The 26,807-nt window shown below is 43.9% G+C and carries 16 protein-coding genes and 1 other RNA gene; 12 read left to right on the plus strand and 5 right to left on the minus strand.

Going from position 1 to position 26,807, the window contains the following annotated elements; all coding sequences use genetic code 11:
* Positions 1 to 94: 94 nt before the first annotated feature.
* Both rnpB and rsmI read right to left on the minus strand, forming a co-directional pair.
* Positions 95 to 467: RNase P RNA component class A (rnpB, locus tag LU351_RS14125), an RNA gene on the minus strand.
* A 91-nt stretch (positions 468 to 558) separates the two neighbouring features.
* Entirely contained in the window at positions 559 to 1,431 is an 873-nt protein-coding gene (gene rsmI / locus LU351_RS14130) for a 16S rRNA (cytidine(1402)-2'-O)-methyltransferase (RefSeq protein ID WP_232594735.1), read from the minus strand.
* Positions 1,432 to 1,541: 110 nt separating this feature from the next.
* Here rsmI and LU351_RS14135 point away from each other — a divergent pair, with 110 nt between their 5' ends.
* The 10 genes from LU351_RS14135 (at position 1,542) to katG (ending at position 17,241) form a co-directional block, all read left to right on the plus strand.
* A complete protein-coding gene (locus tag LU351_RS14135) occupies positions 1,542 to 3,512 on the plus strand; it encodes a penicillin-binding protein activator (protein ID WP_232594736.1) in 1,971 nt (656 codons plus the stop codon).
* A 175-nt stretch (positions 3,513 to 3,687) separates the two neighbouring features.
* Positions 3,688 to 4,122, plus strand: coding sequence for a YraN family protein (locus tag LU351_RS14140; RefSeq protein WP_232594737.1), 435 nt, complete (start codon positions 3,688 to 3,690; stop codon positions 4,120 to 4,122).
* Between the two features lie 251 nt (positions 4,123 to 4,373).
* Entirely contained in the window at positions 4,374 to 5,018 is a 645-nt protein-coding gene (locus tag LU351_RS14145; protein WP_232594738.1) for an SIS domain-containing protein, read from the plus strand.
* 299 nt (positions 5,019 to 5,317) lie between these two features.
* Positions 5,318 to 5,908: a BON domain-containing protein gene (locus LU351_RS14150; RefSeq protein WP_232594739.1), complete on the plus strand. Its 591-nt coding sequence runs from the start codon at positions 5,318 to 5,320 to the stop codon at positions 5,906 to 5,908.
* A 463-nt stretch (positions 5,909 to 6,371) separates the two neighbouring features.
* A complete protein-coding gene (locus LU351_RS14155; RefSeq protein ID WP_232594740.1) occupies positions 6,372 to 6,929 on the plus strand; it encodes a YbhB/YbcL family Raf kinase inhibitor-like protein in 558 nt (185 codons plus the stop codon).
* Between the two features lie 253 nt (positions 6,930 to 7,182).
* Positions 7,183 to 11,622: an AMP-binding protein gene (locus LU351_RS14160; protein WP_232594741.1), complete on the plus strand. Its 4,440-nt coding sequence runs from the start codon at positions 7,183 to 7,185 to the stop codon at positions 11,620 to 11,622.
* 149 nt (positions 11,623 to 11,771) lie between these two features.
* Entirely contained in the window at positions 11,772 to 12,779 is a 1,008-nt protein-coding gene (locus LU351_RS14165; RefSeq protein ID WP_232594742.1) for a porin, read from the plus strand.
* A 183-nt stretch (positions 12,780 to 12,962) separates the two neighbouring features.
* Positions 12,963 to 13,769 carry a helix-turn-helix transcriptional regulator gene (locus tag LU351_RS14170; RefSeq protein ID WP_232594743.1) on the plus strand — a complete coding sequence of 269 codons (807 nt, stop codon included), beginning with the start codon at positions 12,963 to 12,965 and terminating at the stop codon, positions 13,767 to 13,769.
* A gap of 102 nt (positions 13,770 to 13,871) precedes the next feature.
* Positions 13,872 to 14,531, plus strand: coding sequence for an isoprenoid biosynthesis glyoxalase ElbB (elbB, locus tag LU351_RS14175; RefSeq protein WP_232594744.1), 660 nt, complete (start codon positions 13,872 to 13,874; stop codon positions 14,529 to 14,531).
* 433 nt (positions 14,532 to 14,964) lie between these two features.
* Positions 14,965 to 17,241: a catalase/peroxidase HPI gene (katG, locus tag LU351_RS14180; RefSeq protein ID WP_232594745.1), complete on the plus strand. Its 2,277-nt coding sequence runs from the start codon at positions 14,965 to 14,967 to the stop codon at positions 17,239 to 17,241.
* Between the two features lie 247 nt (positions 17,242 to 17,488).
* Here katG and LU351_RS14185 read toward each other — a convergent pair whose 3' ends face one another.
* Positions 17,489 to 18,064 (minus strand): rhomboid family intramembrane serine protease, encoded by a 576-nt coding sequence (locus LU351_RS14185; RefSeq protein ID WP_232594746.1) that lies wholly within the window; start codon positions 18,062 to 18,064, stop codon positions 17,489 to 17,491.
* A gap of 281 nt (positions 18,065 to 18,345) precedes the next feature.
* Positions 18,346 to 19,536, minus strand: a complete 1,191-nt coding sequence (locus LU351_RS14190; RefSeq protein WP_232594747.1) for a DcaP family trimeric outer membrane transporter — start codon at positions 19,534 to 19,536, stop codon at positions 18,346 to 18,348.
* Between the two features lie 427 nt (positions 19,537 to 19,963).
* On the opposite strand from LU351_RS14190, the gene acs reads away from it, so the two are divergent.
* Together acs and LU351_RS14200 are read left to right on the plus strand one after the other, a co-directional pair.
* Positions 19,964 to 21,964: an acetate--CoA ligase gene (acs, locus tag LU351_RS14195; protein ID WP_232594748.1), complete on the plus strand. Its 2,001-nt coding sequence runs from the start codon at positions 19,964 to 19,966 to the stop codon at positions 21,962 to 21,964.
* A 332-nt stretch (positions 21,965 to 22,296) separates the two neighbouring features.
* Entirely contained in the window at positions 22,297 to 22,956 is a 660-nt protein-coding gene (locus LU351_RS14200) for a response regulator transcription factor (RefSeq protein WP_232594749.1), read from the plus strand.
* Positions 22,957 to 23,076: 120 nt separating this feature from the next.
* Here LU351_RS14200 and LU351_RS14205 read toward each other — a convergent pair whose 3' ends face one another.
* Positions 23,077 to 26,748, minus strand: a complete 3,672-nt coding sequence (locus tag LU351_RS14205) for a hybrid sensor histidine kinase/response regulator (RefSeq protein WP_232594750.1) — start codon at positions 26,746 to 26,748, stop codon at positions 23,077 to 23,079.
* Positions 26,749 to 26,807 lie beyond the last annotated feature (59 nt).

Consider the following 26,807-nt stretch of genomic DNA (forward strand, 5'->3'; position numbering starts at 1 on the left):
TATTAAGATAGTTAAAATTTGAGGCGCGTGCAGGTTGATTGTGGTGAGACGTGAGTAAAGATAAATAAATAAATAGAAAAACCAAGAAGAAAAAAAGCGAAGTCGGCCTGTAAGCCGGGTTCTGTCGTGGACAGTCATTCATCTGGGATGTTTGTCACCAAACACCTCAAGCAACCTACCCGCCCTCAGCGCGGGTCACGCCATTGAGGGCCTATTTGGTCTTGCTCCGAGCGGGGTTTACCATGCCACAAGCGGTTACCCGTTGCGCGGTGCGCTCTTACCGCACCCTTTCACCCTTACCGGCTGCCCGAAGGCAACGTAGGCGGTCTACTCTCTGCTGCACTTTCCGTAGGCTCTCGCCCCCCAGACGTTATCTGGCGCTCTACCCTATGGAGCCCGGACTTTCCTCCCTTGTTCACTTGCGCACGAATGCGAAAGATTCCAAGAGCGACTGCCGAGCCGACTTCGCGCGCGAAGGTTACTCTTATTCATTACCGCATTCAAGTCACCCTTCATGTCGCCATGGATGTTACCAACGCAACATTCAGGTTTACGGGGTTAGTCGCCTTTCTGGTCTATCGCCCACTGATAAAGGGTTTTCTTTTTAAGCCCGGTGTATTCTGCGGCCAATTGAGCCGCCTGCTTTACCGGTAATGATTCGGTCAGGATGGCCATTAAACGAATGGTGTCGTCATCAAGGGTTTGGTCTGCCCTTGGCTCAGCGCCCGCTACCATTAAGACCATTTCCCCCCGACGTTGATTGGGGTCATTTTCGATGGATTTTAAAATCGATTCGGCGGTGCCATCCAAAAAGGTCTCGAAGGTTTTGGTGAGCTCTCGCGCTAGCACCACGCGTCGGTCTTGCCCGAAAACGGTGGCGATGTCACCAAGGGTCGCCTCGATTCGATGAGGCGCTTCATAAAAAACGAGGGTTTCTGTCACCCCTGCCAAGGTTTCCAGTCGGTTCGCTCGAGTGCCGGGCTTGGCGGGTAAAAACCCTTCGAAACGGAATCGATTCGTAGGTAAGCCTGAGGCACATAGCGCGGCAATCAAAGCACAGGCACCGGGCACCGGCACCACTTGAATGCCTTGCTCACGAGCCGATTGCACCAAGCGAAATCCGGGGTCGGAAATTAAAGGGGTGCCCGCATCAGAAATGAGCGCCACCTTCTGACCGTCTTTTACTTTGGTTAATAAACGTTCTGTTGCTTGACCATCGCTGAAGTCATGATAGGCCTGCATCGCAGTGGTAATGTTGAAATGATCTAATAATCGTCGACTGTGCCGGGTATCTTCAGCAGCGATTAAGTCTGCGGCTTGGAGTATCTCAATGGCACGGGGTACCATGTCTGCCAAATTGCCGATGGGCGTTGCCACAATGTAAAGTACTCCACCGTAAAGTGCTCCACCGGAGTTGTGATCCGTTGTCATAGTCTGTCCAAATCGTGTTGTTGTTACCATTTGTTGTCATTATGGCCGTTATGATTTTTGCTATCAGCCGCCATTGACCGTACGAGAGAGGGGCGATCCCCTAAATAAATATGCCAGTGACAAAATATTCGCGTTCGTTAATTCAATTTTCATCCCATTGGGCCGTGTCTTCATTTACCTCTAGCGGGCCGTCATCACGTCGACTGTTTCCCCAGCGCGCTGCGGTTATCGCCGCTTTCTGTGGGGCATTATTCTTAGGCGGTTGCGGTGAGAATACTCGCCCTTCACAACAGACTGCTACCCCAGTTACCTACACCCAAGCCCAAGTGGAAGCGTTGTTAGATTCCGCCCGTGAAGCGCCGATTGAAACCAAAGACGCCATCAAACTGAAAGCCGCACTCGCCTTAGTGGAACTGGGTGAAGTGGACTGGGCCACCACCGTCTTTTCCAACATTACGCCACAGCGCTTAAGCGATGAAGAGCTGATTGACTTTACTGTCGGTTACAGCGCCCTTGCCGCGTCCCAAGGGGAGTATTACATCGCCCAACGTATTCTCACCAATCCGCAACTGGATACACGCGCAACCCGTATGCCCACCGAAAAAGAAATGCAACTGCGGCAGCAGCGCGCCGATTTGTTTGCCATTGTGGGTGAGCCCATTGCCTCTATTGATGAGCGGGTGGCGATGATGCCGTTAATTATCGACCCAGAGCAAGAGCGCGATAATAACGAAGCCATTTGGCAAACCCTCATGAGCCTACCCGAAAGCTCATTACAGCAACTGAGCTTGTCGGCCAATACCAGTTTATTACGTGGTTGGTATAGCTTGGCCACTATCAGCAAAAACAATCAAAGCGATTTGGAGATGCAACTTCAGCAAGTGGAAGCCTGGCAAACAATGTGGCCCAACCACCCTGCTAGCCACGCCTTGCCCAGTGATTTGGAATTACTGCAAAGCCTAGTGGCCGAACGGCCACAACAAATCGCCTTGTTGTTACCCCTAACCGGTAAATTCGCCGCCGCCGGCGAAGCCGTTAGAGATGGCTTTATGGCAGGCTATTACACCGCGACCGCCCGAGGCAGCCGTGTGCCGGAAATTCGTGTTTACAACACCGATGGCCAAGACATTAACGCGCTGTACGATTTGGCCGTCAGTAACGGCGCCGGCGCGGTGGTCGGGCCACTTCAGAAAGAGCCGTTAACCGAATTAAACATGCGCTTGGAAATGCCCGTGCCGACACTTGGGCTGAACTACACGCCCAATAACGGGCTGGATACCCACAACTTTTATCAATTTGGATTGGCCGCCGAAGACGAAGGCCGCCAAACCGCCGATCGTGCTTGGCGCGATGGCCATCGTCGTGCCATGATTTTAGCCTCACATCGAGACTGGGGGCAGCGCGCCGTCGCCGCATTTGAAGCCCGCTGGGTTGAACTGGGTGGGGAGATAATCGTCAACCGTAACTTTGCCCAACAAAATCAATTCTCAAAAACCATCGAAGAAGCGCTGCTGGTAGACCGCAGTAAACAAAGAGCGAAGGATTTACGCAGGCTAACCGGAACCAAAATGGAATTTGAACCCCGCCGCCGTGACGACGTGGACTTTATCTTTATGGTGGCCACACCGGGTGATGCACGACAACTCAAACCTACCCTTGCCTTCCATTACGCCGGTGATGTGCCGGTGTATGGCACCAGCCACCTCTACGGCGGCCAGCCTGACCCTAAAAGTGATCGAGATTTAAACGGCATTCGCTTCAGCACCCTACCTTGGTTATTTGATCAAAACAGCAACGAAAAACAGCTCATTCAAAATCATATTCACCCACAACCCGGTTACCAGAAGCTCTATGCCATGGGTGTGGATGCCTATCATATCTACCCTCGTCTTGAGCAGTTACAGCGAGTATCCCAAGCTCGATACTACGGCGCTACTGGAGAATTACGCTTGCTGGAGAATGGGCGTGTTGAGCGTGAACAAGCGTGGGCCGTCATGAGTAATGGCGAAGCCCAATTGATACCTACTGTCACCTTAACAGAACGGGAAGAAGATACTTCTGAGATAATCAAACCACTTTAGAGCCGAATATCGATATCAACCTGATATGGGCGACAAGATCTAATATGGGCAATGCCAGGGAAGGCACTCGAGAGTATTGGCGATGAGACGACATTGGCTGTGCTTAGAAGACATTGGCTATGCTTAGAAAACATTGACTCGCTTAATAGACGCCAACACCCATTCAGGACGCCCCATGTTTCCCCCTTTCAAGCCAAGTAAACCGCAAAAACCCTCTCACCCAAGTCCCTCAAAAGCTTCCAATTCATCTCCTTCCTCGTCAGGACAATTGGCCGAACAAGCCGCAAAAGTGCATTTAGAGAGCCAGGGTTTACAGTGGGTAAACAGTAATTATCGCTGCAAAATGGGGGAAATAGATTTAATCATGCTCGATGGTAATACGTTGGTCTTCGTAGAAGTCAGGCTGCGTAAACGCAATCATTTTGCCACTGCATTGGAGTCCATCACGCCACGCAAACAGCAAAAAATCATCAAAGCCGCCCACCGATTTCTTTCTCAACACCCTCATTTTCAACACCATAATTGTCGCTTTGACGTCATCGGTATGGACTACACATCAAACAAACCCTGTAATATTGAATGGATTACCAGCGCTTTTGACGCTTACTGATGGCCATGTCCAATTTTTAGGAATTAAGAGCACATCATCTCAAAAAATGTCACAATAGACGGTTTGAATGGTTCTGCGAAAAATCGAACAAAAAAGAAACGCTAAGAATATTTTTCAGTGTGCTTTCTTGTTCTGCCTACACCGATATTCCCTAACGTTTTCTCGCCAATGGCGATAAAATCAGAATTCGGTAACGTGCTCGCACACCGACTAAAAATTGGACAATACATGCCAGTGATTAGAACTTGCAAATGACCGAATTTGAAATGAACGATGAATACGACATGCACCACGAGTTGGAAGAGCGTGTCATCAGCCTCTTCCATCAAAGTGTCGAGGCCAAAATGCACGCAGGCGAAGCGCTAGCGCCTTTTATTGCGGATGCAAGTCAACTGATTGTCCAAGCGTTACTGAGTGAAAATAAAATCCTCGTCGCCGGTAATGGGGCGTCTTCTGCCATTGCCCAGATTCTCGTGAACTGCCTTGTAGATCACTTCGAACGTGAACGCCCAGGTTTTGCCGCCTATGGCCTCAACACCAGCCCCACCACCAATACCGGCTTTAATTCACCCGATAATTTCGATGAGCTCTTCTCTCGGCAAATTTGGGCCATGGGGTCACCCGGTGATGTTCTTGTGTTGTACACCACTAACAACGATGTACCGAACCTCGTTAAAGCCGCCGAAAGCGCCCATGAGCGTGACATGCATGTGCTGGTATTTTCCGGCGGGGACGATGGCGCATTGCAATCCATTTTGGATATGCACGATTTAGAAGTACGCGCGCCTTTGGATGCCGAATCGCGTATTCATGAAGTGCATTTATTGTCCACCTATTGTTTATGCGACCTGATTGACAACCAATTATTCGGCCCACTCGAGGAAGAGGAATACTAAGCTTAATAAAGAATACTTTGTTTAATAGAGTACTGGGTTTAATAAAGAGCACTGGGTTTAATAGAAAGCACTAAGCTTAATGGAGAGGAGTAATTTCATTGAGAGCACTATGTCAATGGAAAGTACTAGACCAATAAAGAGCACTAGGTCAATAAAGAGTACTAGGTCAATGGAAAGCACGAGGTCAATGAAAAACAACAATCTCTGCTGACCAATAATTACCCCTCATTCAAAAAACTGAACCGTGATACCACTCTTATTGTCTTTAAAAAATCAACCACTGAAATCATTAGAGTATTATGATTACACAAAGACCTTTTCCCACATTTGTTATTCTCCTACTGCTGTTCTCGATACTTTCTATGGGGGGCTGTACATCCATACTTAACGCCTCTACCGACACGCCCATCGTCCCTGACCCGTCTAAACGGACCTTCGGCACTTACTGGGATGATCAACAGATTGAATCTATCGCTACGGTTAATCTCAATAAAACCAGTCCAGAACTGGACGCCGCCAATATCAGTGTTCATGCTTATAACGGCGTGGTTTTATTGTGTGGCCAAGTACAGTCCGAGCGCGCTCGTAATTTGGCCGCCAAAGTCGTAGGCGATTTACCCCGAGTCAGACAAGTTCACAACGAACTGCATGTACAAGGCAATACGTCACTGATCGCTTCCACTAACGATGCCTGGTTGGCCACAAAGTTAAAAACAAAACTCATCGCCAATCAGGATATAAACAGTAGTCGAGTCAAAGTAGTGACCGAAAATGGTACCGCGTATTTAATGGGAATGGTCACTCGCATTCAAGCGGAAAAAATTACCAATGTCGCAAGCAATACCCAAGGCATTCAACGAGTCGTACGAGTGTTTGAGTATATTGATTAATTACACTAATTGATGAAAATGACATTCACATTAAACTACACGACTTTAAAACACTGAGGGCCTACCCTCGGTGTTGCATACCACAATTTCTCACCAGCATAAAACACAACCCACACCAATGGAGCACAGCATCACAAAAAAATAAATTTTCAAACCAATCAGAAAAGCCTTAATTAAGGGCAAAAAATAACAAGCCGCACCAAACTCAAACAAAAAAATAATAGCCTAAACCTCACTCTATTTTTATTCTTAGGCCAACAAACCAAAAAAATTTTTAAAGCATTCCAAAATTTAATTCAATTTACTAAAAACACCACACCCAGGCATATTTTCCTCTAGTGCATTAAAAGAAATTTTTAAAGTGACAGATTAAGGCGAAATATTAACGGTTTTCTAACTAACATTTGACGCCAAAAACCTTAGCATACTCCTCTAAAGAAATTAGCCCAAACCGGAGGATATAATGCGTTCTTTACTCATCCCTTTTGTATTACCCTTTACCGCAGTACTATCGACTTTTGCCTCAGCCGACTCATTCACTCTATCCAGTAAAGATATTTCTAATGGAAAATTCATGAGTAACACTCAAGAATTTCAAGGATTTGGCTGTTCAGGAGGCAATCAATCTCCACAACTGTCTTGGCAAGGTGCCCCCAAAGGTACAGAAGCTTTCGCCATTTTTGCCTATGACCCTGACGCACCAACAGGCAGTGGCTGGTGGCACTGGCAATTGGTTAATATTCCCAAAGATGTTTCTACTCTTGCAGCAGGCGCAGGAAATCCAACTAAAAATGCTACTCCTGAAGGCAGTATCAGTATTAGTAATGATTACGGTTCAAGTGGATTTGGCGGAGCTTGCCCTCCAAAAGGTCACGGTACCCACCGTTATCAGTTTACGGTACACGCCCTCTCACAAAAATTAGAACTTCCTGAAGGCGCTTCAGCCGCATTAACCGGTTACATGGTAAACGCGCACTCTTTAGGCTCAAGTACCATTGAAGCACTGTATAAAAGAGATTAATTACACAGCATTATTACTCTCATTAATAATAACTTGTTCTACATAGTTTTTAAACACGACTTATTAAGCGATATTTACTAAAGCGTTCTATTAAAAGCACCTATCAGAAATACCTTTTAAGTCAGGTTTATTACCAGCCCTTACTAAAAAAGCAGGATCTCTCCCAAAAGAGAGATCCGTGAATACTGCTAAAAGGTTACACCCATTGAACTAACTTCCTATTAATCGATATCTGTTAAGAAGGAAAGCGGATATGAATAAACCTCATGAAAGGAAATCTGCTGCAAAAGTGAAGCTTTTAGCGCTTCACGGCAGCGGCAGTAATAGCCATGTAACACAGTTACAACTGGAAAATTTAACCATCAATGAAACGGAATTTGACATCACCTACCTTAATGGACCTATTTCGACAGACCAACCCGGCCCTGGCATCAAAGAGCTAGACGGTATCTTTACCGGACCTTGGTTTTCCTGGTTTCCAACTAATATAGACTACAGTGCAATTGATGCAGACACATTATTAACGATAATTTCGGATGCGCTTGATGAAATTCTTAATATTGTAGAAACAGAAGGCCCTTTTGATGGAATTTTTGGTTTCAGTCAAGGCGGCATCATTGCCAGTCTTCTGATTAATTTACATCACGACAATGCATTACAAGCTGCTTTAGAAAAGCATCGTCAACGCCCTCTAACGAGTTCGTTAAAAAATCAGCCTCTTTTCAACACTGCCATTATTGCATGTGCAGCAGCTCCGCTGTCTTTTTCACAATTAAGATCACAGGCCAACCTAGGCTCAGCACCAACAATGACTAATGAGATACGGATCATTCATTTAATTGGTCGGCAAGATAGCTTTAAACCTTGGTCTGAGTCTTTAGCCCTGTCTCTTAATGCCGCTTCAAACACTATATTTTATTTATCTGAAGGGCATGAAATCCCAAGAAGTCAACGGCAAAACTCTGAATTAAACACAACCATACGACAATACCTTCTCCCTCAAAATAATGTATTTCAATTCGTGTCTCAAACAGCAACACAAGAAACACGGAATACAACTCCAGCGAAAACAGAAACACGGAACGCAGAAATACAAAATATGGCAACACTTGAAAGTCCTTCTATCAAGTGGAAAAAAACCAGTCCGTTAAGTTCACGAACTGTCGCCTCTGATGTACAAATGGTAGAAGTGGCTATGCACACTGAAAATCACGCTACTACCATTCTAGACGCATTAGCACACCAACCCCAGGAGGCTCCGTTATTTCGCATCGCAAGAGAAAAAAATGAAAATTTATTCACTTCTTATGGAGATATGCTGAACTTTTGCCAACCTCTAGGCGAAGGCGATTTAAGGCGCCTTGGCGTGAAAACAGGGGAAGTCGTTGCCTATGTAGCCCCTCCCGGAGGAAACGCTATTGCCGCAACGGCTTTTCTTTCAATCGCAGCTCAAACCTGTGCCGTTCCTTTTTCCACAAATATGAGTGCTGATGACACACTTCTCGCACTAGAACAATATGATGTAAAACACATGATATTGTTTGACGGCGTCAATGCACGAGAAGTTCGCACTGCCTTTAGGCAATACGAAGAAGAAGGTAAAGCTCAGCTTCATCATGCTTCTGCCAGAGGAAATTCACTGCCTGGTTTATTTATTTATCACAATGCCATTGAAGGTTTTCAAACTTTACCAAAGTTATCTCATCCGTCTTCAGCTAACGCTTTGTTATTACGCACTTCTGGAACGACCTCTATTCCCAAAGTGGTGCCTCTTCGACAACAAGATTTATTGTTAAATGCCGCTGTATTAGCCGATGGTATCGGCATAACCCATGAAGATATTACCTACAGTGTCATGCCGCTAGACCATATAGGCGGCATCAGTGCTTCCATACTGTGCAGTATTACTGTTGGCGCTTCAATTACCTGTGAAAGCTTGTACACCCCACAAGGCATGGTAGAAGCCCTGGAACACTCCAACCCCAAGCCCACATGGTATTCTGCCGTTCCGACAATTCATAATGCCACAACACGTTTTCTTCAAGAAAACGCCGATACCTATTTGAACGATAACGGCGTATGGGAAAGTCACCATATTCGAATGATTCGCTCAGGGGCGGCGGCATTAAAAGAGTCCGATCGCATTCGAGTAGAAAATACTTTTGGATGTGAAGTCATCACGACTTACAGCATGTCGGAATTAATGCCCATTTGCCAACCACCCCAAGAGGGCAATCATTGGCGGCAAAGCCCAGGCGCTGTCGGCGTTCCCGTTAGCGCGTCTCTTGCCATTGTTGACCCTCAAACATTACAACCACTGCCTTACGGTATTGAAGGCGAGATTGCGATCTCTGGCTCTACGGTATTTGAAGGGTATTTGAATAATTCGCAAGCCAATAATCAATCTCGTTTTATACGGCCTTCACTCTTGAATCACTCTATAGAACAGTGGTTTTTAACGGGAGACCTCGGGGAAATAGACTCGGAAGGAACGCTAACTCTGAAAGGGCGAATAAAAGAGTTAATAAAAAGAGGCGGAGAGCAGATTGCCCCAGCCGAAGTGGAAAGTTTTATTATTCAACACCCAGCGGTAAAAACTGCAGTGTGTTTTTCAGTTCCTTCCGATCTCTACGGTGAGGAAGTCGGGTGTGCACTTGTATTAGAAAGCACAACCTCCTCAAAAATCACACAAGCTGAATTAGTTCAAGATTTGAGGCAGTTACTCAGGGAAAAAAAATTGGCTTCTTTCAAAATACCGTCAGTGTGGCGATTAGTCGACAATAATGATTTACCAAGAACAGCCAGTAAAAAAATTATTCGTAATGGCCTTGCTGAAAAATTAGGCATAGAGGCCCAATCAACAGAGACTCAACCAACAGAGACTCAACCAACGGGCAAACCGGACATCAAAGCGGTTTCTCAAAACAACGAGAAATCATCCACAACACAAGCCACCACCTATTCAGATAAACCCAAAGTTGACTGGGCAGCCTTAGCGGGATTTCGATTTATTCTTGCCTGCTATGTGATGTTTATGCACATAGGGTCTAACGAATCCTGGAGTGCTTTCTCAAACTTAAGGCAATTCCCCTGGCATGTTCATACGTTCTTTGCGGTTGCAGGGTTTTCTCTCGCGATTATCATGCCGTCTTTTATTAATAAAAAGATGTCTTTTGTCTCAGCAAGAGTATTGGGGATGTATCCGCTGTATGCACTGGCGGTCATCTTTGCCCTAGGTAATGTTTTTGTCAGCTGCCAACCTTCAACCTTCTCATCCATTTTTAATTGGAGTCCGTTATTGGCAGGCAGTGATCAAATGTTTTGCCAAGGAACGCCCTTAGTGCAAGACTCATGGTTAGCCAATGTGTTGTTATCCTTAGGTATTCATTTAACCGGATTGCAAGCCACACCTTTATGGGGAGCCTCTTGGTTTCTGGGTTTTTACCTCTGGTTCATCTCCATGTATTTCCAATGCTTAATTGTTTTTCCATGGGTGTATAACACGTTGTACAAAAACAGAGGTAATTTTAAAAAAATATTTTCACTCACTTTACTCACCTTGGGTGTTAATCTTTTTATTCTTTTATCGTTTTGGTACGGCTATGCTGTAGACGCAACTAGCTATGGTTTATTCGACCCACTCACAGGTCAGAGAACGATACCAACGCCGTCTCAGGTAGACATTGCCGGTACTGATAACGCAGTTATTCTCGGGTTTTATTTATTCGCACCCTTTTGGATGGTGTATTTTATTGCGGGGATATGTGCTGCCTTCTTGTTTGATGCACTCAGACCATCAGAGCAAAAAAACGCAAAAATTTGGGGATACATTGCCGATACCATCACGGTCACAATGATATTACTGAGTATTGCACAAGTGGCTCAAGGATATTTTCCTTACGGCCCTAATGTCACAGAAGTTGCTCTGGACGGATTTTTTATGCGCCCCGAAGAAGCGAATAGCTTTGCTGATCCCTCCACAGTGAATCGCATCTGGGATAATATTTATGGACGCTTGTTTGCCCCCATTACACTTCTGTGGATTTTTGCAATCACAACCGGGCAAGGAATAACCGCTAGGCTTCTGCGATTTAATCCTTTATCACAAACATTAGCCCCAACAGCGTATGCCTGCTTTTTATTCCATCAAATGGTAGGACAGTGGTATTACGCTGCAACACGAGGCGAATGGTGGAATTGGTGGACTCACCAGAAAACCTTCTACTGGTTTAGCCCTCAACCGGTTCCAGTTGAGTGGTATGAATATTTCTATGTGGTCGGCATTGTTGTTATTTTCGCTAAAATTGTTCAGCCATTAGAGCCAATGCTCAGAAGAAGTTTTAGCCTGCTTACTGAACATTTAAAGTGGTTTAAATCAGGTAATAGCATTGTGACCGAAGAACAAGATACCACTGCGATTGTAGTAAACATTATCGAGAAGACAACGGGTATGGAAGTAAAACCCGAATGGAGTCTTGAAGAATGTGGCTTGGCTTCATTAGGCATTGTGCAATTTGCCAGCACTCTAGAGAGTGAATTCGCAATACCTACCGATAAAATACGCATCTCTGCTGCTGAACTAATAGAAGCAACAAATATTTATGAAATTGCAACGATTATAGATAAGGCTATTTTAGAATCACAGACTCCATCACCGGTATACAATACCGAACAAGAGCGTCAATTGGCCTAATTCAACTCGTATGTTTATTTCATTCTTACCATAAGCATTACTGTGTTTATCTTGATCATGTTCATTTTTTTGCTTCATGATCAAGATATTTATCATCTTATTTCATACAAATATTTCACACTTAACTGAAAGGGACACAGGAAAGAGTCATGATCACAATACATAGATTACGATTATTAGTTACTTCTTCTTTTGTTTTTTTGCCATTAACCACTTTCGCCAATCAAGAATGTGATTTTAACTATAATCTTAACTTACATGTTGGTTATTCTAAGGGAGACTTTACTCTTAAAGATGAGGAAAGTAGCACTTCATTTAACACCACACATAACAATGCCACACGAATTGGAGGCGGATTAACTTATCAATGTGGCGAAACCACTGTAAAATATAACTACTTCACCGCACTCAATCATGACGACAACAGAATTGACCGCTTCAAAATTATCAATGCACTCACCATCAGCAATGATCAATACGGTTCAGTATCTATTGGGAAATTAACCACACCCTATAAAGCCGCAGGTAAAAATGGGGATCCTTTTTGGGACACCGCTTCAGGTACAACACCTGCAGGAAATAACTTCGGATTTTCAGACATGACCCGAGGTTTTACCGAAAACTCCTTTATTTATACCTCTCCCAAGATGGGAAACTTCTATTTAAAAGTCGGCTATAGTGGCACCAATTCAGAAGGGGATATTCATGAAGGAATTGAATACAAAGCTTCCAATAGTGTATTCGGCTTCCAGTATATTGATATGGGGAAAAACTCATCCATGCCTTTTAGCAGTGGCCGCAACGAAGCATTTAGGCTTTACAGTCGACATTCGTTTAGAAATTGGTCTTTATCAGGTTCGGTTGAAAACATGAGAAAAGAAGGTGGTATTAAAGAAGATTACCTGAATATTTCAGTACAACGTAACATCGAAAAATTTGGAAGAATCGCCGCATCTTATGGTCGTATAGAAGATGTGCAACTACGATTAATCGATGGTTCTTCTCACACAGGCGATGGGCACGGCATAACCGCAGGCGCATTTTACACCTGGACAAAAAACAGCGAAATTTATCTTCTTGGCTCTGATTTATCTTTCAGTGATAAAAAAGAACAAAAAAGCATCGTTTTAGGTTTTACTTTCAATTTTTCTCTTTAGTATTTTTTGCATCTTTTTAATTATCAGACTAAAAACTCTGAACAATGGAATGAAAACTCTCTAAAAGTTTTATAAAAAACAAAGTAAGCCTCAGATACTCAGGGATCGCCCCTTTTCAAAATAAAGGAAGGCGCATACAATGATGTTTTGCCTGACCTTGTTTATCTAAGGACATCACAAGCAATGGAAGATCTGATAACACTTGCAAAAGATACGGTAAAAGATAGAGAAGAAGTTCCCTTCTCTGTTTACTCTTCAACAAAAGAACAAAAGATTTCAAATGTACCAATCCATAAACCTTTATTAATTTTTATATTGGGGGGCACCAAAAAGTTAGGGAGCGACAACCATGTTGTATGTCCAACGGGCTCTTTTGTATTTTTATCCAACAATCCCAACATAGATATGAGAAATATCCCTAATGACCAAGAGTATTTTGCCATACTCATTGAGTTTGATTATACGGATTTTTCCCAACTTAAAGGTAATCGAAAAAAAACCAAACGGTATTTTCAAGGGGATGTACACCCCATTTTACACACGGCATTACGCCAACTGATCGAGTTATCAGCCATTGCCCCAATGGATGCTATGCAGTTTCGGAAGAAAGAATTGCTGCATTTGATGTACCTAGCCGGATATAAAGACGTCAATGCTATTGCAGAGCCCCCAAGCATCAGCCATCAAGTTCATGACATCATAAGTAACAATATTACTGAAGAGTGGTGTGTTGAACGCCTAGCTTCAAATCTGTTCATGAGCGAGTCAACATTACGACGAAAATTAAAATCTGAAGGCACAGACGTTAAAGCCATTCGAACTCGAGCGAGACTAGGGCACGGGCTGCACTTAATACAAACCACCATGGAAAGTGTTGGCACAATTTCAGCCTCTTGCGGATATCAATCACAGTCTCGATTTACTGATCAATTTAAGTTGCTATTTGGCATGACACCCTCTGAATTAAGAAAAACTCGTATGAATGATTGAGGAGAAAAGTTGACTGTTTTCAAGATTTCATAGAATAAACCCCTCTACTATGATGTGAGGGTAAGATGTGAAACACACATCAACATTCAAAGGAAATCAATAATGAAAAATATTGCTGTTATATTGTCTGGGTGCGGCTACTTAGATGGTGCAGAAATTAGAGAATCAGTATTAACACTCCTAGCATTGGATACCGAAAAGGTAAATTACAGTATCTATGCGCTCAATAAAGATCAGCACCATACTGTTAACCATTTAGAGGGTAAAGAAATTAGTGGTGTATCACGAAACATTCTTGAAGAGTCTGCCCGAATCGCTCGTGGTGCCATTGCAGACATCATCCAGCTAAATGAAAAAGATTTTGATGCCTTAATTATACCTGGAGGTTTTGGTGTCGCAAAAAACATGTGCTCCTTTGCTTTTGATGGAAGTGGCGCCTCTGTAGATGAATTGGTCGCCACTAAAGTGAAAGACTTTAAAAATGCTGAAAAACCCATCGGAGCAGTATGCATTGCTCCAGCTTTAATTGCGTTATCTATTGGAGATTCACACCCCACCCTGACTATTGGCAGTGACGAACAAACAGCAACAGAGCTGGAGAAGCTCGGAGCCAAACACCATACTTGTGACACGAGTGATTGTGTAGTGGATGAAAGTAATAAAATCGTCACAACACCAGCCTACATGGATAACGATGCAAATTTAGCGGATGTCTATTCGGGAATATCAAAACTGGTTAAAAATGTGATCGCGCTTTCTTAAACACGAATCTTATTATGATGATTCAAACATAATACGCTATTACCCTCTCATTCAGCAGAATTAACAAAGATCATCGGCTCCATGGTTTCATTGCAGGTGATTCTGCTGAATGTTCAATAGCACTTTATCCGTCCATTAAATCCAGATTCAGAATGAATTCAGTGTAAATGGAATAATCCATAATAATTCATATATCAAACCCTACTATCAAGACACTAATATCAAAACCGACAACTCACAGTAACAAAACCCCCTTCCTGCTTCACCCCACCTGTCTCAATCACTCCTATAATATTTTTCAATCGACTTTTAGTTCTACAAAAAGAATATTTGCACTTATAGTTTGACAAGCCTTTTGTTTTACACAGTTATTTTGTAAAGCCCAAGCCCCCTAGGCTATTTAGGGTTATTGTTATCGTTACAGGAAATACTCATGATTAGAATAAAATCAGCTTTACCGTCTTTGGTCGCTCTTGCTATCTCTACCTCTTTCGCTGTGTGTAATACCCATGCTGAAGAAATGAGCAGTACACATTCACAAGCTCAACCCTCACAACTTACAGGAAAGTCCAACCAATTCTGGTGGCCTGAGCAACTGGATCTTTCTGCTTTGCGAGATCATGGAAGTGAATCCAACCCCTACGGTGACGACTTTAATTACAAAGCAGCGTTTGAAAGTTTAGATTTAAATGCGGTTAAAAAAGATTTACGCAATACCCTGACTAACTCTCAAGCATGGTGGCCAGCAGACTGGGGGCACTATGGCCCCTTTTTCATTCGTATGGCCTGGCATGCCGCTGGCACTTATCGAATCCATGACGGACGAGGAGGTGCAGGAGGTGGGCAACAGCGCTTTGACCCTCTCAATAGTTGGCCAGATAATGGAAATTTGGATAAAGCACGTCGCTTACTTTGGCCGGTAAAACAAAAATATGGGCGTAATATTTCTTGGGGCGACCTTATTGCCTTAACTGGTAATGTTGCCTTAGAAGATATGGGTTTTAAAACCTTTGGTTTTGCGGGTGGCCGCCAAGATGATTGGGAACCTGATCAAGTGTATTGGGGGCCAGAAGAACAAATGCTCACCGACTCCCGCCGAGATGCCAAGGGTAATTTGAAAGGCCCTGTCGGTGCTGTTGAAATGGGTTTAATTTACGTTAACCCTGAAGGGCCTCACGGCAACCCAGATCCAATACTTGCAGCAAGAGACATCAGAATGTCGTTTGGCCGGATGGCAATGAACGACGAAGAAATTGTCGCCTTAATTGCCGGAGGGCATACTTTTGGTAAAGCCCATGGTGCTCACAAAGTGAAAGATTGTGTTGGTGCTGAACCCGCTGCAGCCTCAACAGAACAACAGGGCTTTGGTTGGAAAAATAGCTGCGGTAAAGGCCATTCTGAAGATGCTATCACCAGCGGTTTAGAAGGCGCTTGGAGTGTCTCCCCTACACAATGGACAACAAATTATCTCGATAACCTATTTGGTTTTAATTGGGTACAAACCCGTAGCCCTGCTGGAGCCATTCAATGGATTCCCGACAATAAAGCGGCTGCTAATTTAGTACCGGACGCACACATTAAAGGAAAGCGTCACGCCCCCATCATGTTTACCACAGACCTTTCTCTTAAAGAAGATCCTGAATTTCGTAAAATTGCACAACGGTTCCATAAAAACCCAAAAGAATTCGAATTGGCTTTTGCCAAGGCGTGGTTCAAACTCAACCATCGGGATTTAGGCCCACGCGCTCGTTATCTAGGCAGTGAAATTCCAAAAGAAACCCTACTGTGGCAAGACCCAATTCCTGAGGTAAATCACAAATTGATTTCCGAACGGGACATTAAAAAGTTGAAATCTAAAATATTAGCTTCTGGCGTCAGCACCACAGACCTAATCAAAACAGCATGGGCATCTGCTTCCAGTTATCGAAATACGGATATGCGAGGCGGCGCTAATGGGGCTCGAATTCAGTTGGCACCCCAAAAAAACTGGAGTATCAATGAGCCAGAGACACTTTCAACGACCTTAACAGCACTGAAAAAAGTTCAAGAAGACTTTAATAATGCCTTATCACGAGGTAAAAAAGTCTCCCTTGCTGACGTCATCGTTCTTGGAGGCGCGGCTGCCATTGAAGAGTCCGCCAAAAAAGCCGGCTATAGAAACATAACCGTGCCTTTCACTCCAGGCCGGATGGACACAAGCCAAGACATGACCGATGTGAAATCATTTGCAGTGCTTGAGCCAACAGCCGATGCTTTCCGAAATTATTATAATATGAAAAACAATTACCGCTCACCCACCGATATGCTTGTTGAAAAAGCTGACCTATTATCATTAACCGTCCCTGAAATGACGGTTCTCATTGGAGGTATGCGCAGTTTAGGGGCCAATGTAAACGGAACCTCCCACGGCGTTTTCACGAAAACACCAGGCACATTAAGTAATGACTTTTTTGTCAGCTTACTGGATATGTCCGTAGAGTGGCGTCCATCCAAATCAAACGAAGGAATTTATGAAGGCTATGACCGCTCTACTGATAGCCTAAAATGGACAGCAACACCAGTAGATTTGATCTTTGGTTCAAATTCTGAACTTCGTTCCATTACCGAAGTGTATGCTTCCGATGATGGAAAAGAAAAATTTGCTCAAGATTTTGTCAACGCTTGGGTTAAAGTAATGCAGCTAGATCGTTTTGATTTAACTTCTTCGTAATTAAAGAATGACTAGACAAAAACGACGGATATAAAACGACAGATAAAAAGTAGAGAAAACCTCAATATAATGAAAGCGGCCTTAGACAATAAGGCCGCATCACATACAGTTAAAAAGAATAGACAAAAACTGCATAAATTCTTCTTAATAGTTAATTTGCACGTCAAAAAAAACCTCAAATAGGTCTATTTCTAAGAGGCTGAGAGAAGGGAATGAAATGAAAATCTAGATGCAACGCATCAGTACATTACTGCCTATTAATTTTGTACCGCTTTGTACGCCCATACAAAAAAGCAAATAAAATACCGCCTATCGCGCCAAACAGATGCATCTCAAACGAAATATGAGCCCGACTGGGTAAGACACCAAACATCATCCCCCCATAAAAAACAATCGTGAATAATGCAATGGCGATATTTTTGAAACTGCGATCAAAGTATGCCATAGCAATACTCAAACTCCAGAGACCAAAAATCCAACCACTCGCACCAATATGCGATGCACTCCGCCCCAATAGCCAGGTCATCAAGCCACTAAAAAAGATAATAAAAATACTGGCCAACACAAAAAAACGAAGGGAGCGCAATAAACACAGCACACCAAATACAGCCAACCCAATTAAGTTATTAACTAAGTGGATAACACCACCATGAATAAAAGGCGCCGTAAAAATATAAGGCAAACTCGAAGGTACTCTTGGTACAACACCAAATTGAGATAACATCCCTCCATTCACCATATTAACAATATGGATGGCCGCCATACTGGCCATGATAATTCCCAAGACCATAAATCGCTGTTGAATTTCTGTTCTTTTCCCCATTTTTTCCTACCGCCTTAGTTATAGTTATACTCATCTCATTTCATATTGCACTAATCTTACACTAGGCTCACTATCTTAAGATAACGCTCTATTAAAATGATAACATATTGATCTATTCGATATTTGAACAGGCTGTATTTCAATATCCTGCTAACGGCATGGAAATGATGTACTTGGGATTTGAATCTAGGGGAAGGGGAGTTGAATCTGAGTTTTCCATGATTCATAAAAAAAGCTCTGTTAAAAACAGAGCCTTTTAGAGGGGCTAATCCAACCTAGGATTAAAACTTGAGTGTTGCACTGAATTGTAATCTTGCCATATTACCGTCATCGCCCGTTTCGATTTCTCTATTTGCTAACGCCAACTCGCCTCCAAAGGTTAATAGCGGATGAGGGCTGTAGAGTAAATTGACACGCGCACTCGAAGAGCTGCTTGAAACCGATAGACCGGTTAACTCAGTATCATTATCAATACTGTTGGCAGAATAAGTGATTGACGAACGCCATTTATCATTCCAGAAATGGCGATAAGCAATAAAACCACCATAGGCATCAATGGCTTCTAATTCATTATTCTCATCCAATACCGCACCATTGGCAATATTTAAGGCAAAATAACGCCCCATGCCAGAACCGCCTACAAAGCCAAATTTTAAATCGTCTGTACTGCCCAGTTTTAGCTTGCCCGTCACACTCAAGCCATAACTATTGGTGCTTTCCTCGATATTGGTTGCAGTATCATTGTAGGTTAATTCACGCAATAATAAAGCACTCACCAATGTTAGATTATCGTTTTTGTAAGTGTATCTTGCGACAAAATCAGGCATTGAATTATCATCCGTGACAATAGGACCGCCACCACCAAAGGGGGTAATGGTACTTTCAGGATTTTCCACTGCGAATTGCCAAGGGCCGTTGGTGTAGCGAATCATCGCCTGTCGACCAAAAGAGATACCATCGGTATTACCAATAAAATCCAGCGTCTCAGGCAACGCCCCTACATCCATAAAGGTGGTCCACGTCTGCCCTAACAACCACTTGTTGTAAGTTATAAAGGCATGACGCATACGAGAGGTATACGAGTTCGAAATACGTTCATTACCATCAGGGGTGACTAAAAAATCCAGTTCGATATAGGTCTTAATAGTATCTTCGCCTAATTTCGTATTGGTACTTAAGGCAAAGCGTGTTTGACGGGCGTGAAAATCGGTTATGACGTCTTCGTCTTCACCCCCAACTGGCGTTAATGAGGGTATGTAAAAATCTCTACCGAGATTACCACTGCCTAATGAGCCTTCATCAAAACTCGTTGCCATTGCATCAAATTTTACATAGCCTTTAAGACTGACATCGGTGCCCTTGTAGTTGCCTAATTCCAGCGCATTGGCGGTGGAGAACCCACCTAAGGTAATGACGCCAATACTGATTGCTGAAGGAATACGTAATGCGCTTATTATTGTTTTTGACTGCATAAAAATAGCCTCTTTTGGTTAGACCGCTGATCTCTCGTTCGTCCCAGTGAAGCCTCATGGCCCAGCCCTTAACACCTTTGTAGCACAACGTACAGTTGCTCAATTTTGCTATGCACAATCGATGACGCTTTTGGCTGAGCCATTAAGGTCTATTCATATTCTTTGTGACCCATTCAGAATTGTATTAGCAAATAGTCTTAATTAGACCAATGTCTAATGTCCTTCTCTAGTGAATTCCACTTAGGTCTAATTGGTTTTAGTTACTGTTTTCACCATAGTAATTCAATCGGAAGCATTCCTAACTGGCTGGTGCAATGGCCCAATGAGGCATCTCAGTAAATGAGAGACTTCCGTTAATGAGGTATCACCAAGATTAATGCAACTTAAAACTAACTATAGGCATAATCATCATAAAGCGGGGAAAATCATGGAAAATTCATTCGTCAAAGGCGGAGAAAAAAACAATAACCACCAACCTCCTCTAAGCGACGCTCAATCTCTTTCTTCATCTCACTCCCACGAACATCAAGCAAGCATTAAATATTTAAATAAATACCAAAACTCCATTGAAAATAAAGAGGCATTTTGGCAAGAACAAGCATCACAATTGCAATGGAGCAAACCATTTACCCAAGTGAGTGACGTTTCTTTCGATAAAAACGACCTACACATCCGCTGGTTTGCCGATGGCGAATTAAATGTTTGCGTAAACTGTGTTGATCGCCATTTAGCAGAAAGAGCCGATCAACCCGCTATTGTATGGGAAGGCGATAACCCCGATCACAGCATCTCCTTAACCTATAAACAATTGCACGAAGAAATATGCAAGCTGGCTAATGCACTAGAGTCTTTGGGCGTGACTGCCGGGGACCGGGTGATTCTGTATATGCCAATGGTTCCGGAGGCGGCTTTTGCCATGTTAGCGTGCGCCCGAATTGGCGCCATTCATTCCGCTGTATTTGGTGGCTTTTCCTCTGCTGCACTGGCAGATCGCATCAACAATTGCGAAGCCAAACTGATTATTACAGCTGATTTAGGCCTTCGAGGGACAAAATCGATTCCGCTCAAAGCCAGTGTAGATGAAGCATTGACGTTGGCAGAAGGACACTCTGTCGATAAAGTGTTAGTCGTTAAACAACCCCACGGTTCTGGCACCCCTGCCTGGAACGATAAGGTAGATCTCTGGTACCACGACTGCGTCGATAACCAATCCACCGAACACACGCCGCCAACGTTTGATGCCGAACACCCGCTATTTATTCTTTACACTTCGGGCTCTACTGGAAAACCAAAAGGCCTTCAACACAGCTCAGGCGGTTACCTTTGCTATGCCCAAACCACCTTCAAAGAAGTGTTCGATTATCGTGATGGGGAAGTCTTCTGGTGCACCGCTGACATTGGCTGGATTACCGGACACACATATTTAATTTACGGGCCATTGGCGGCAGGCGCTACAACCATCATGTATGAGGGAGTACCGAATTTCCCTACTCTCGCCCGCTTCGGGGAAGTGATTGATAAACACAACGTCAATATTTTCTACACCGCGCCTACCACGATTCGTATGCTTATGGCCGATGCCAATACTGCTTTAAGTGGCAGTCAGCGCACCAGCCTGCGTATTTTGGGTACCGTCGGCGAACCCATCAGCCCCGATGTGTGGCAGTGGTATTACGATGACTTCGGCTTACAGCAAGCGCAAGTAGTTGATACCTGGTGGCAAACCGAAACGGGTGGGCACCTTATTGTGCCGATTCCCGACTCCGGACCAGTAAAACCCGGAGCAGCTCAACGGCCCTTCTATGGTATCGAACCACAACTTGTGGATAGCAATGGCGATATCTTAGAGGGAGAAACCTCTGGTCATTTAGTGATTTTAGATTCTTGGCCAGGACAAGCGCGTACCATCTGGGGCGATCACCAACGCTTTATTGATACGTATTTCTCGACTTACGAGGGGATGTATTTCAGTGGCGATGGCGCTCGCCGTGATGAAGACGGTGATTATTGGATTACCGGCCGCGTCGATGATGTTCTCAACGTCAGCGGACATCGCCTTGGTACAGCAGAAATTGAAAGCGCAGCACTCACCTACAGTGACATTGCCGAGGCGGCTGTAGTGGGTTACCCCCATGATGTCAAAGGTCAAGGCATTTATATTTTTGTGGTCGCCAAAACAGGGGTTGAGTCTGCAGAAACTCTAACAGACAGTGTTCGCAGTAAAATTCGGCAAGCACTTGGCCCAATTGCGACCCCAGACCATATTCAATGGTCTCCCGATCTACCCAAAACACGCTCAGGGAAAATTATGCGCCGTATTTTACGTAAAATCGCCAGTAATGATTTTGCAGAACTTGGTGATACCTCTACGCTCGCTGACCCCAGTGTTGTCGATAAACTGATCTCTGGGCGAAAAGACCTCAATTAATTTAACCTATATGAGAACCAACTAATCGCAGGCTGTTGCAAAGTTGCAGCCTGTGAAATACTGTTACTGTTAGTCGTTGGCAAAGCGTTACCAAAAAATTTGCCGACTCTGTTGAAGTATTAAACGAAATATCCTCGTCCTATTATTTGAACAGAATACCTAAAGCCCTTTTAACCACTCAGAGAAGAGTGAGTGTAGGGAAAAACAAGTGTGGGTAAAATCTATCGATGTAGGAAAAAAATAAAACTAATATCAAATTTCCTGCTATAGATACTTGTATCAATGATAAAAAAACCTGCATTATCTGCATTAACAGCAACGGCGTCACACCAATGTATCATTTTCATATAGCCGACGATCATCCTTTATTCCGAGCTGCTTTAGAACAAGTAATTTCGTCTCGATTTCCTGAAGCCACTATTTCACAATCCTATGATTTAGATAAAACCTTATCTGCATTAGAATCTGACGCCGATATTGATTTGCTGTTGCTCGATTTACACATGCCGGGCAGCGATGACCTTTATGGCTTAGTCAATATTCGCGAACGCTTTCCTGGTATCCCTGTAGTTATTGTATCAGCCCATGAGGAACAATCGATGGTCAATCGTGCTATGGGGCATGGCGCACTGGGGTACATCACAAAATCCCTCAATCAAAACAGTATGGGTTCAGCCATTGATGCACTGCTGGCAGGCGATACTTGGGTGCCAGAAAAATACCGTGCCAGCCTAAGGCCAGTCAGCACTGAAGAGAAGGCCCTTGCCGCTAAAATTGCCTCATTGACACCACAACAATATCGCGTGCTGTGTTACCTCAAGGAAGGTTGGCTCAACAAACAAATCGGCTATGAATTGGGCGTTACCGAAGCCACTATCAAAGCCCATATCACTTCGATTTTCCGAAAATTGGGCGTGAGTAATCGTACCCAAGCGGTTATTGAATTAAACCGAATTGCGCTTCACTCTGAAAACGAAGCTCAGAAAAGCTAGGGTCTGTTAATACAAATTCTGTTGTAATGAACATCAACAGACCTTAAGTTTAGAAAAATTAAGCCCGCACGAACTGAACACAACACAACACGAAATCTCGGGACATATCGTGTTTTTTCATCAATGAACACGATGTTCCAATATGGCTCGTAACTTACCTGGCTTAATCGGTTTTCTTAAAAAATCAAACCCATGAGCATTTGCCAAACAGGGTAAATTGGGGTCTGGCGAAGCCGATACTAAGCACACCGGGATCGGAATACCGTCATTTTTAACAACAATTTTAGAGCCTTGGCTAGGTTTTTGTTTCCAAATATTCAACAGTTTTTTCCCTAACTGAATACCATCGGAATGTTCATTTAATTGCCAGTCCATTAATAGCATATCAGGGGGTGGGTTAGATTGTGCGTAAGCACAGGCTTCATCCTCATTATTGTAAGTTTGGCAGTCCACCCCCCAGCTATTCAGCAAAGTCGCCAAGGCTTGCAAGTTCTGGTTGTCATCGTCCACATAAAACACTCTCTTCCCTTTTAGGCCTTCCTGAATTGGCTGACAAACCGGCTCTGCTGCTTCGATATAATCTTGCTGATAAGCACGCTCAGCACAGACCTGAAATTGGCTCCCTCGCCCTGGTTCACTCGTTAAGTGGATAGAATGATCCAATAATTGACTAAATCGATTCGCTACCGCCAACCCCAAACCAATGCCCTGAATATCTTTATGGTGGCGAGAACGATAAAAGTCTTCAAAAATCTGAGCCTGCTCATCAGGGTGAATACCTGAGCCTGTATCCAATACACAAATTGCCACACGGCTACCTTTGCGTCGACAGCCGATCAGTATCTTGCCTGACCGTGTGTATTTCACCGCATTAGACAATAGGTTCTGCACTATGCGCCGCAGGTATCTGGGGTCAGATTTGACCACTACCCGTGTTTTCACCCACCGAATTCTCACTCCCTCATTAGCTTGTAACTGAAACTCATTCACCAGGCCAGAAAACAACGGCTCCAAAGGAACAAATTGCACATCCGGCGTTATCTCTCCGGTATCCAATTTAGCGGTTTCGAGCAGCGTTGAAATAATCGTCTCACTGGCAGAAATAGCACCATTTAAATATTTAATCATTTCTTGATTTTCTGAATTATTCAGCTGAGCCTGCTCTAACAAAACATTGGTATAAAGACTGGCCGCATTTAATGGTTGCAAAATATCGTGGCTGGCAAGAGCCACAAACCGGGATTTACTTCGGTTGGCCTGTTCAGCTTGTTTACGGGCATCTTCCAATTCTGCGGTTCTTTCCTGAACACGTTGCTCCAAATACAAGTTGGTTTGTTTTAATTTTTTCTGTGCATCAATAAATTCGGTAATATCATCGTAAGTGGTAACATACCCACCTCCCGGTAATGGTTGCCCCTTAATTTCGATGACTTTTTCTTCGTGATGGCGAACAACTCGATAGGAAGTCCCTGAACGCATCAACGTTAAACGACGCTGAACATGCTCCTCGATGGTTCCTGGTCCTAATTTTCCCCTCTCGGCATTAAACCGCACGACATCAGCCACTGGCGTACCTACTTTTAAATACCCTGCCGGATAGTCGAACATTTGCTCGTATCGACGATTCCACGTCACTACATTAAAATCTTGATTCACCACACTAATGCCAGAACCAATGCTTTCAAAAGCGGCCATAATCATGTCTTGATTAAATCTCAATGCACGGGCGGTTTCTTCAAACATATTCACCACATCAGCAACCCGCAATTGCTCACCAGAAGCCAGAGCAGACAGTAATGTGCGTGAAGACGCGACACCAACAACTCCCGCTAACGCATGTTCAGCGGCATCCATTAACACTGGGTTCGCCTCACTTTTCTTATTGAGCACAGCACCATGCTTTTTGTTCTTCGAACCTACATGACGAAGAAATAATTGCTCTGTCGCCGATTCCCCTAAAAATTGATTTAATAATACTCGTAAATCTTTAATTTTTAACAATGCCCGACCAGGCAACACCAACCCTTCCCTGGATTGATAACGAAAAGCACGAGCTTGGATGTCATCAGATAAATGCGTCTTGCCAATAATACTAAATACCCAATAAGCCAATACATTGGCAGCCAAACTTAAACTGACACTGCGTGTAAAGCTGTCACCATAGCTGAGGTAAAAAAGCGAATCCGGCTTCAACCAAGACAGGCCAAATAAGCCTTCTGCCATAACAGAGCCCATGGTATGAGTATGAGAAGCAAATAATGGCGTCAATAATGTAAACATCCAAAACCCACATCCGGTTATCAACCCTGCATACACGCCATTCGCATTGCCTTTATCAGAGAGCAAACCAAATAATAAAGCAGGCGCCAATTGTACAATTAACGCAAAAGCGGTCAGCCCAATTTCAGTCAATGCAGTATTGTCTGCCAACTGATGCTGATAGGCATAAGCCGCCCCCACCACCAACACCACGGTTAAACGTCTTGACGCTATCAATGCTCGGGAAAAGTCCGTCGGGCGACCACTTTTGTCTGGGTTTTTTGCCACTTTGCGACGCCTACGAACAATCAGCAACGGTAAAATGACATCATTACTCAACATGTGGCTGAGTGTGACGGTGGCAACAATAATCATCGCCGTGGCCGCCGAAAACCCACCGACAAATGCAATAATGGCTAATATTGGCCGATCAAAAACCAATGGTAAGGCCAATACATAAGTGTCCCCAGCTAACCCATAGCCACTTAACAAAGTATTCCCTGCCTGCGCCAAAATGATGATACAGACAGAAAAAACAACAAGATAAACGGGAAAAATGCGTAGTGCCGCTTTCGTATGAGCCGGCGATAAATTTTCAACAAAGGTAATATGAAACATGCGAGGAAGGCATAAAAAAGCCATTGCCGCAAGCGCCGTTTCTGAAACAAAACGCAGCATAGACTGAGGCAAAGCAAGTGCAGAAAAGTCGGTGCCAATAGTAGCAGCACCTTCTATGGGAGCTACAGTTCCAGAAGGTATAGTCCCAGAAACGGATGAGGTGACCATAGGTGAGGTGGCCATAGATGACGTGACAATAGGGCCTGTGCTCGCCGTATCCCATAACAAAATAGAGGCAAAAATTGCCAACAATACCAATGCGATCAGTTTTACGACGGATTCAAACGCCACCACACTCATCAAGCCTGCATGATACCCCGACATTTCAAGACGCCGAATTCCAAACAGTAATGAAAAGCCCACCATTATAATGGCAATGACCAAGCCACTATCCCAACTTAAAACACCGGTTTCTATATTCTTTACCGTATCATTGAGCATATACCCACTTATCGATGCGGTATCTGGCGTGTAAAAAAGTAATAATTGAAGCGTATCTGTTACCGCTTTTATTTGAAGAGCAATATAAGGTGTCGTGGCCGCTAGCATAATCAACGTTACGGTTGTTGCGACTCCTCGGCGTTTGCCATATCGAGCCGCCAAAAAATCGGCTATCGATCGCGTATTTTCCTGCTTACACAGTGCCGTAATACGCTTTAATAAACCTTGTCCAAAAATAAATAAAAGCGCCGGCCCTAACAAAATCGGTAAAAATGCCAATCCATCTCTGGAAGCCGTTCCCACTAAACCGTAAAAAGTCCAAGAAGTGCAATATACCCCAACGGCAAATGCATAAATAAGCGGATGCCTCGTCCAGCTGTTTGGTAAAAATTGATCTCGATCCCCTAGGCGTGCAACGTAAAACAGCACTCCCAAATACATCAACATGACAACAACCAATATGGAGATAGACATAGTGCAGCGTTAATCCAGTTTTCCGCTATTGTTAAACAGTAGGCTCACCCTTTCTTTTC

The sequence above is a fragment of the Marinibactrum halimedae genome (assembly GCF_021234875.1).
In the GTDB taxonomy this organism is placed as follows: Bacteria; Pseudomonadota; Gammaproteobacteria; order Pseudomonadales; family Cellvibrionaceae; genus Marinibactrum; species Marinibactrum halimedae.

Coding starts and splice junctions, on each gene's coding strand:
- LU351_RS14170 (WP_232594743.1), top strand. CDS start 12,963: ATGGAAGATCTGATAACACTTGCAAAAGATACGGTAAAAGATAGAGAA.
- LU351_RS14160 (WP_232594741.1), top strand. CDS start 7,183: ATGAATAAACCTCATGAAAGGAAATCTGCTGCAAAAGTGAAGCTTTTA.
- LU351_RS14150 (WP_232594739.1), top strand. CDS start 5,318: ATGATTACACAAAGACCTTTTCCCACATTTGTTATTCTCCTACTGCTG.
- LU351_RS14190 (WP_232594747.1), bottom strand. CDS start 19,536: ATGCAGTCAAAAACAATAATAAGCGCATTACGTATTCCTTCAGCAATC.
- elbB (WP_232594744.1), top strand. CDS start 13,872: ATGAAAAATATTGCTGTTATATTGTCTGGGTGCGGCTACTTAGATGGT.
- LU351_RS14200 (WP_232594749.1), top strand. CDS start 22,297: ATGTATCATTTTCATATAGCCGACGATCATCCTTTATTCCGAGCTGCT.
- LU351_RS14135 (WP_232594736.1), top strand. CDS start 1,542: ATGCCAGTGACAAAATATTCGCGTTCGTTAATTCAATTTTCATCCCAT.
- LU351_RS14165 (WP_232594742.1), top strand. CDS start 11,772: ATGATCACAATACATAGATTACGATTATTAGTTACTTCTTCTTTTGTT.
- LU351_RS14140 (WP_232594737.1), top strand. CDS start 3,688: ATGTTTCCCCCTTTCAAGCCAAGTAAACCGCAAAAACCCTCTCACCCA.
- rsmI (WP_232594735.1), bottom strand. CDS start 1,431: ATGACAACGGATCACAACTCCGGTGGAGCACTTTACGGTGGAGTACTT.
- katG (WP_232594745.1), top strand. CDS start 14,965: ATGATTAGAATAAAATCAGCTTTACCGTCTTTGGTCGCTCTTGCTATC.
- acs (WP_232594748.1), top strand. CDS start 19,964: ATGGAAAATTCATTCGTCAAAGGCGGAGAAAAAAACAATAACCACCAA.
- LU351_RS14155 (WP_232594740.1), top strand. CDS start 6,372: ATGCGTTCTTTACTCATCCCTTTTGTATTACCCTTTACCGCAGTACTA.
- LU351_RS14185 (WP_232594746.1), bottom strand. CDS start 18,064: ATGGGGAAAAGAACAGAAATTCAACAGCGATTTATGGTCTTGGGAATT.
- LU351_RS14205 (WP_232594750.1), bottom strand. CDS start 26,748: ATGTCTATCTCCATATTGGTTGTTGTCATGTTGATGTATTTGGGAGTG.
- LU351_RS14145 (WP_232594738.1), top strand. CDS start 4,374: ATGACCGAATTTGAAATGAACGATGAATACGACATGCACCACGAGTTG.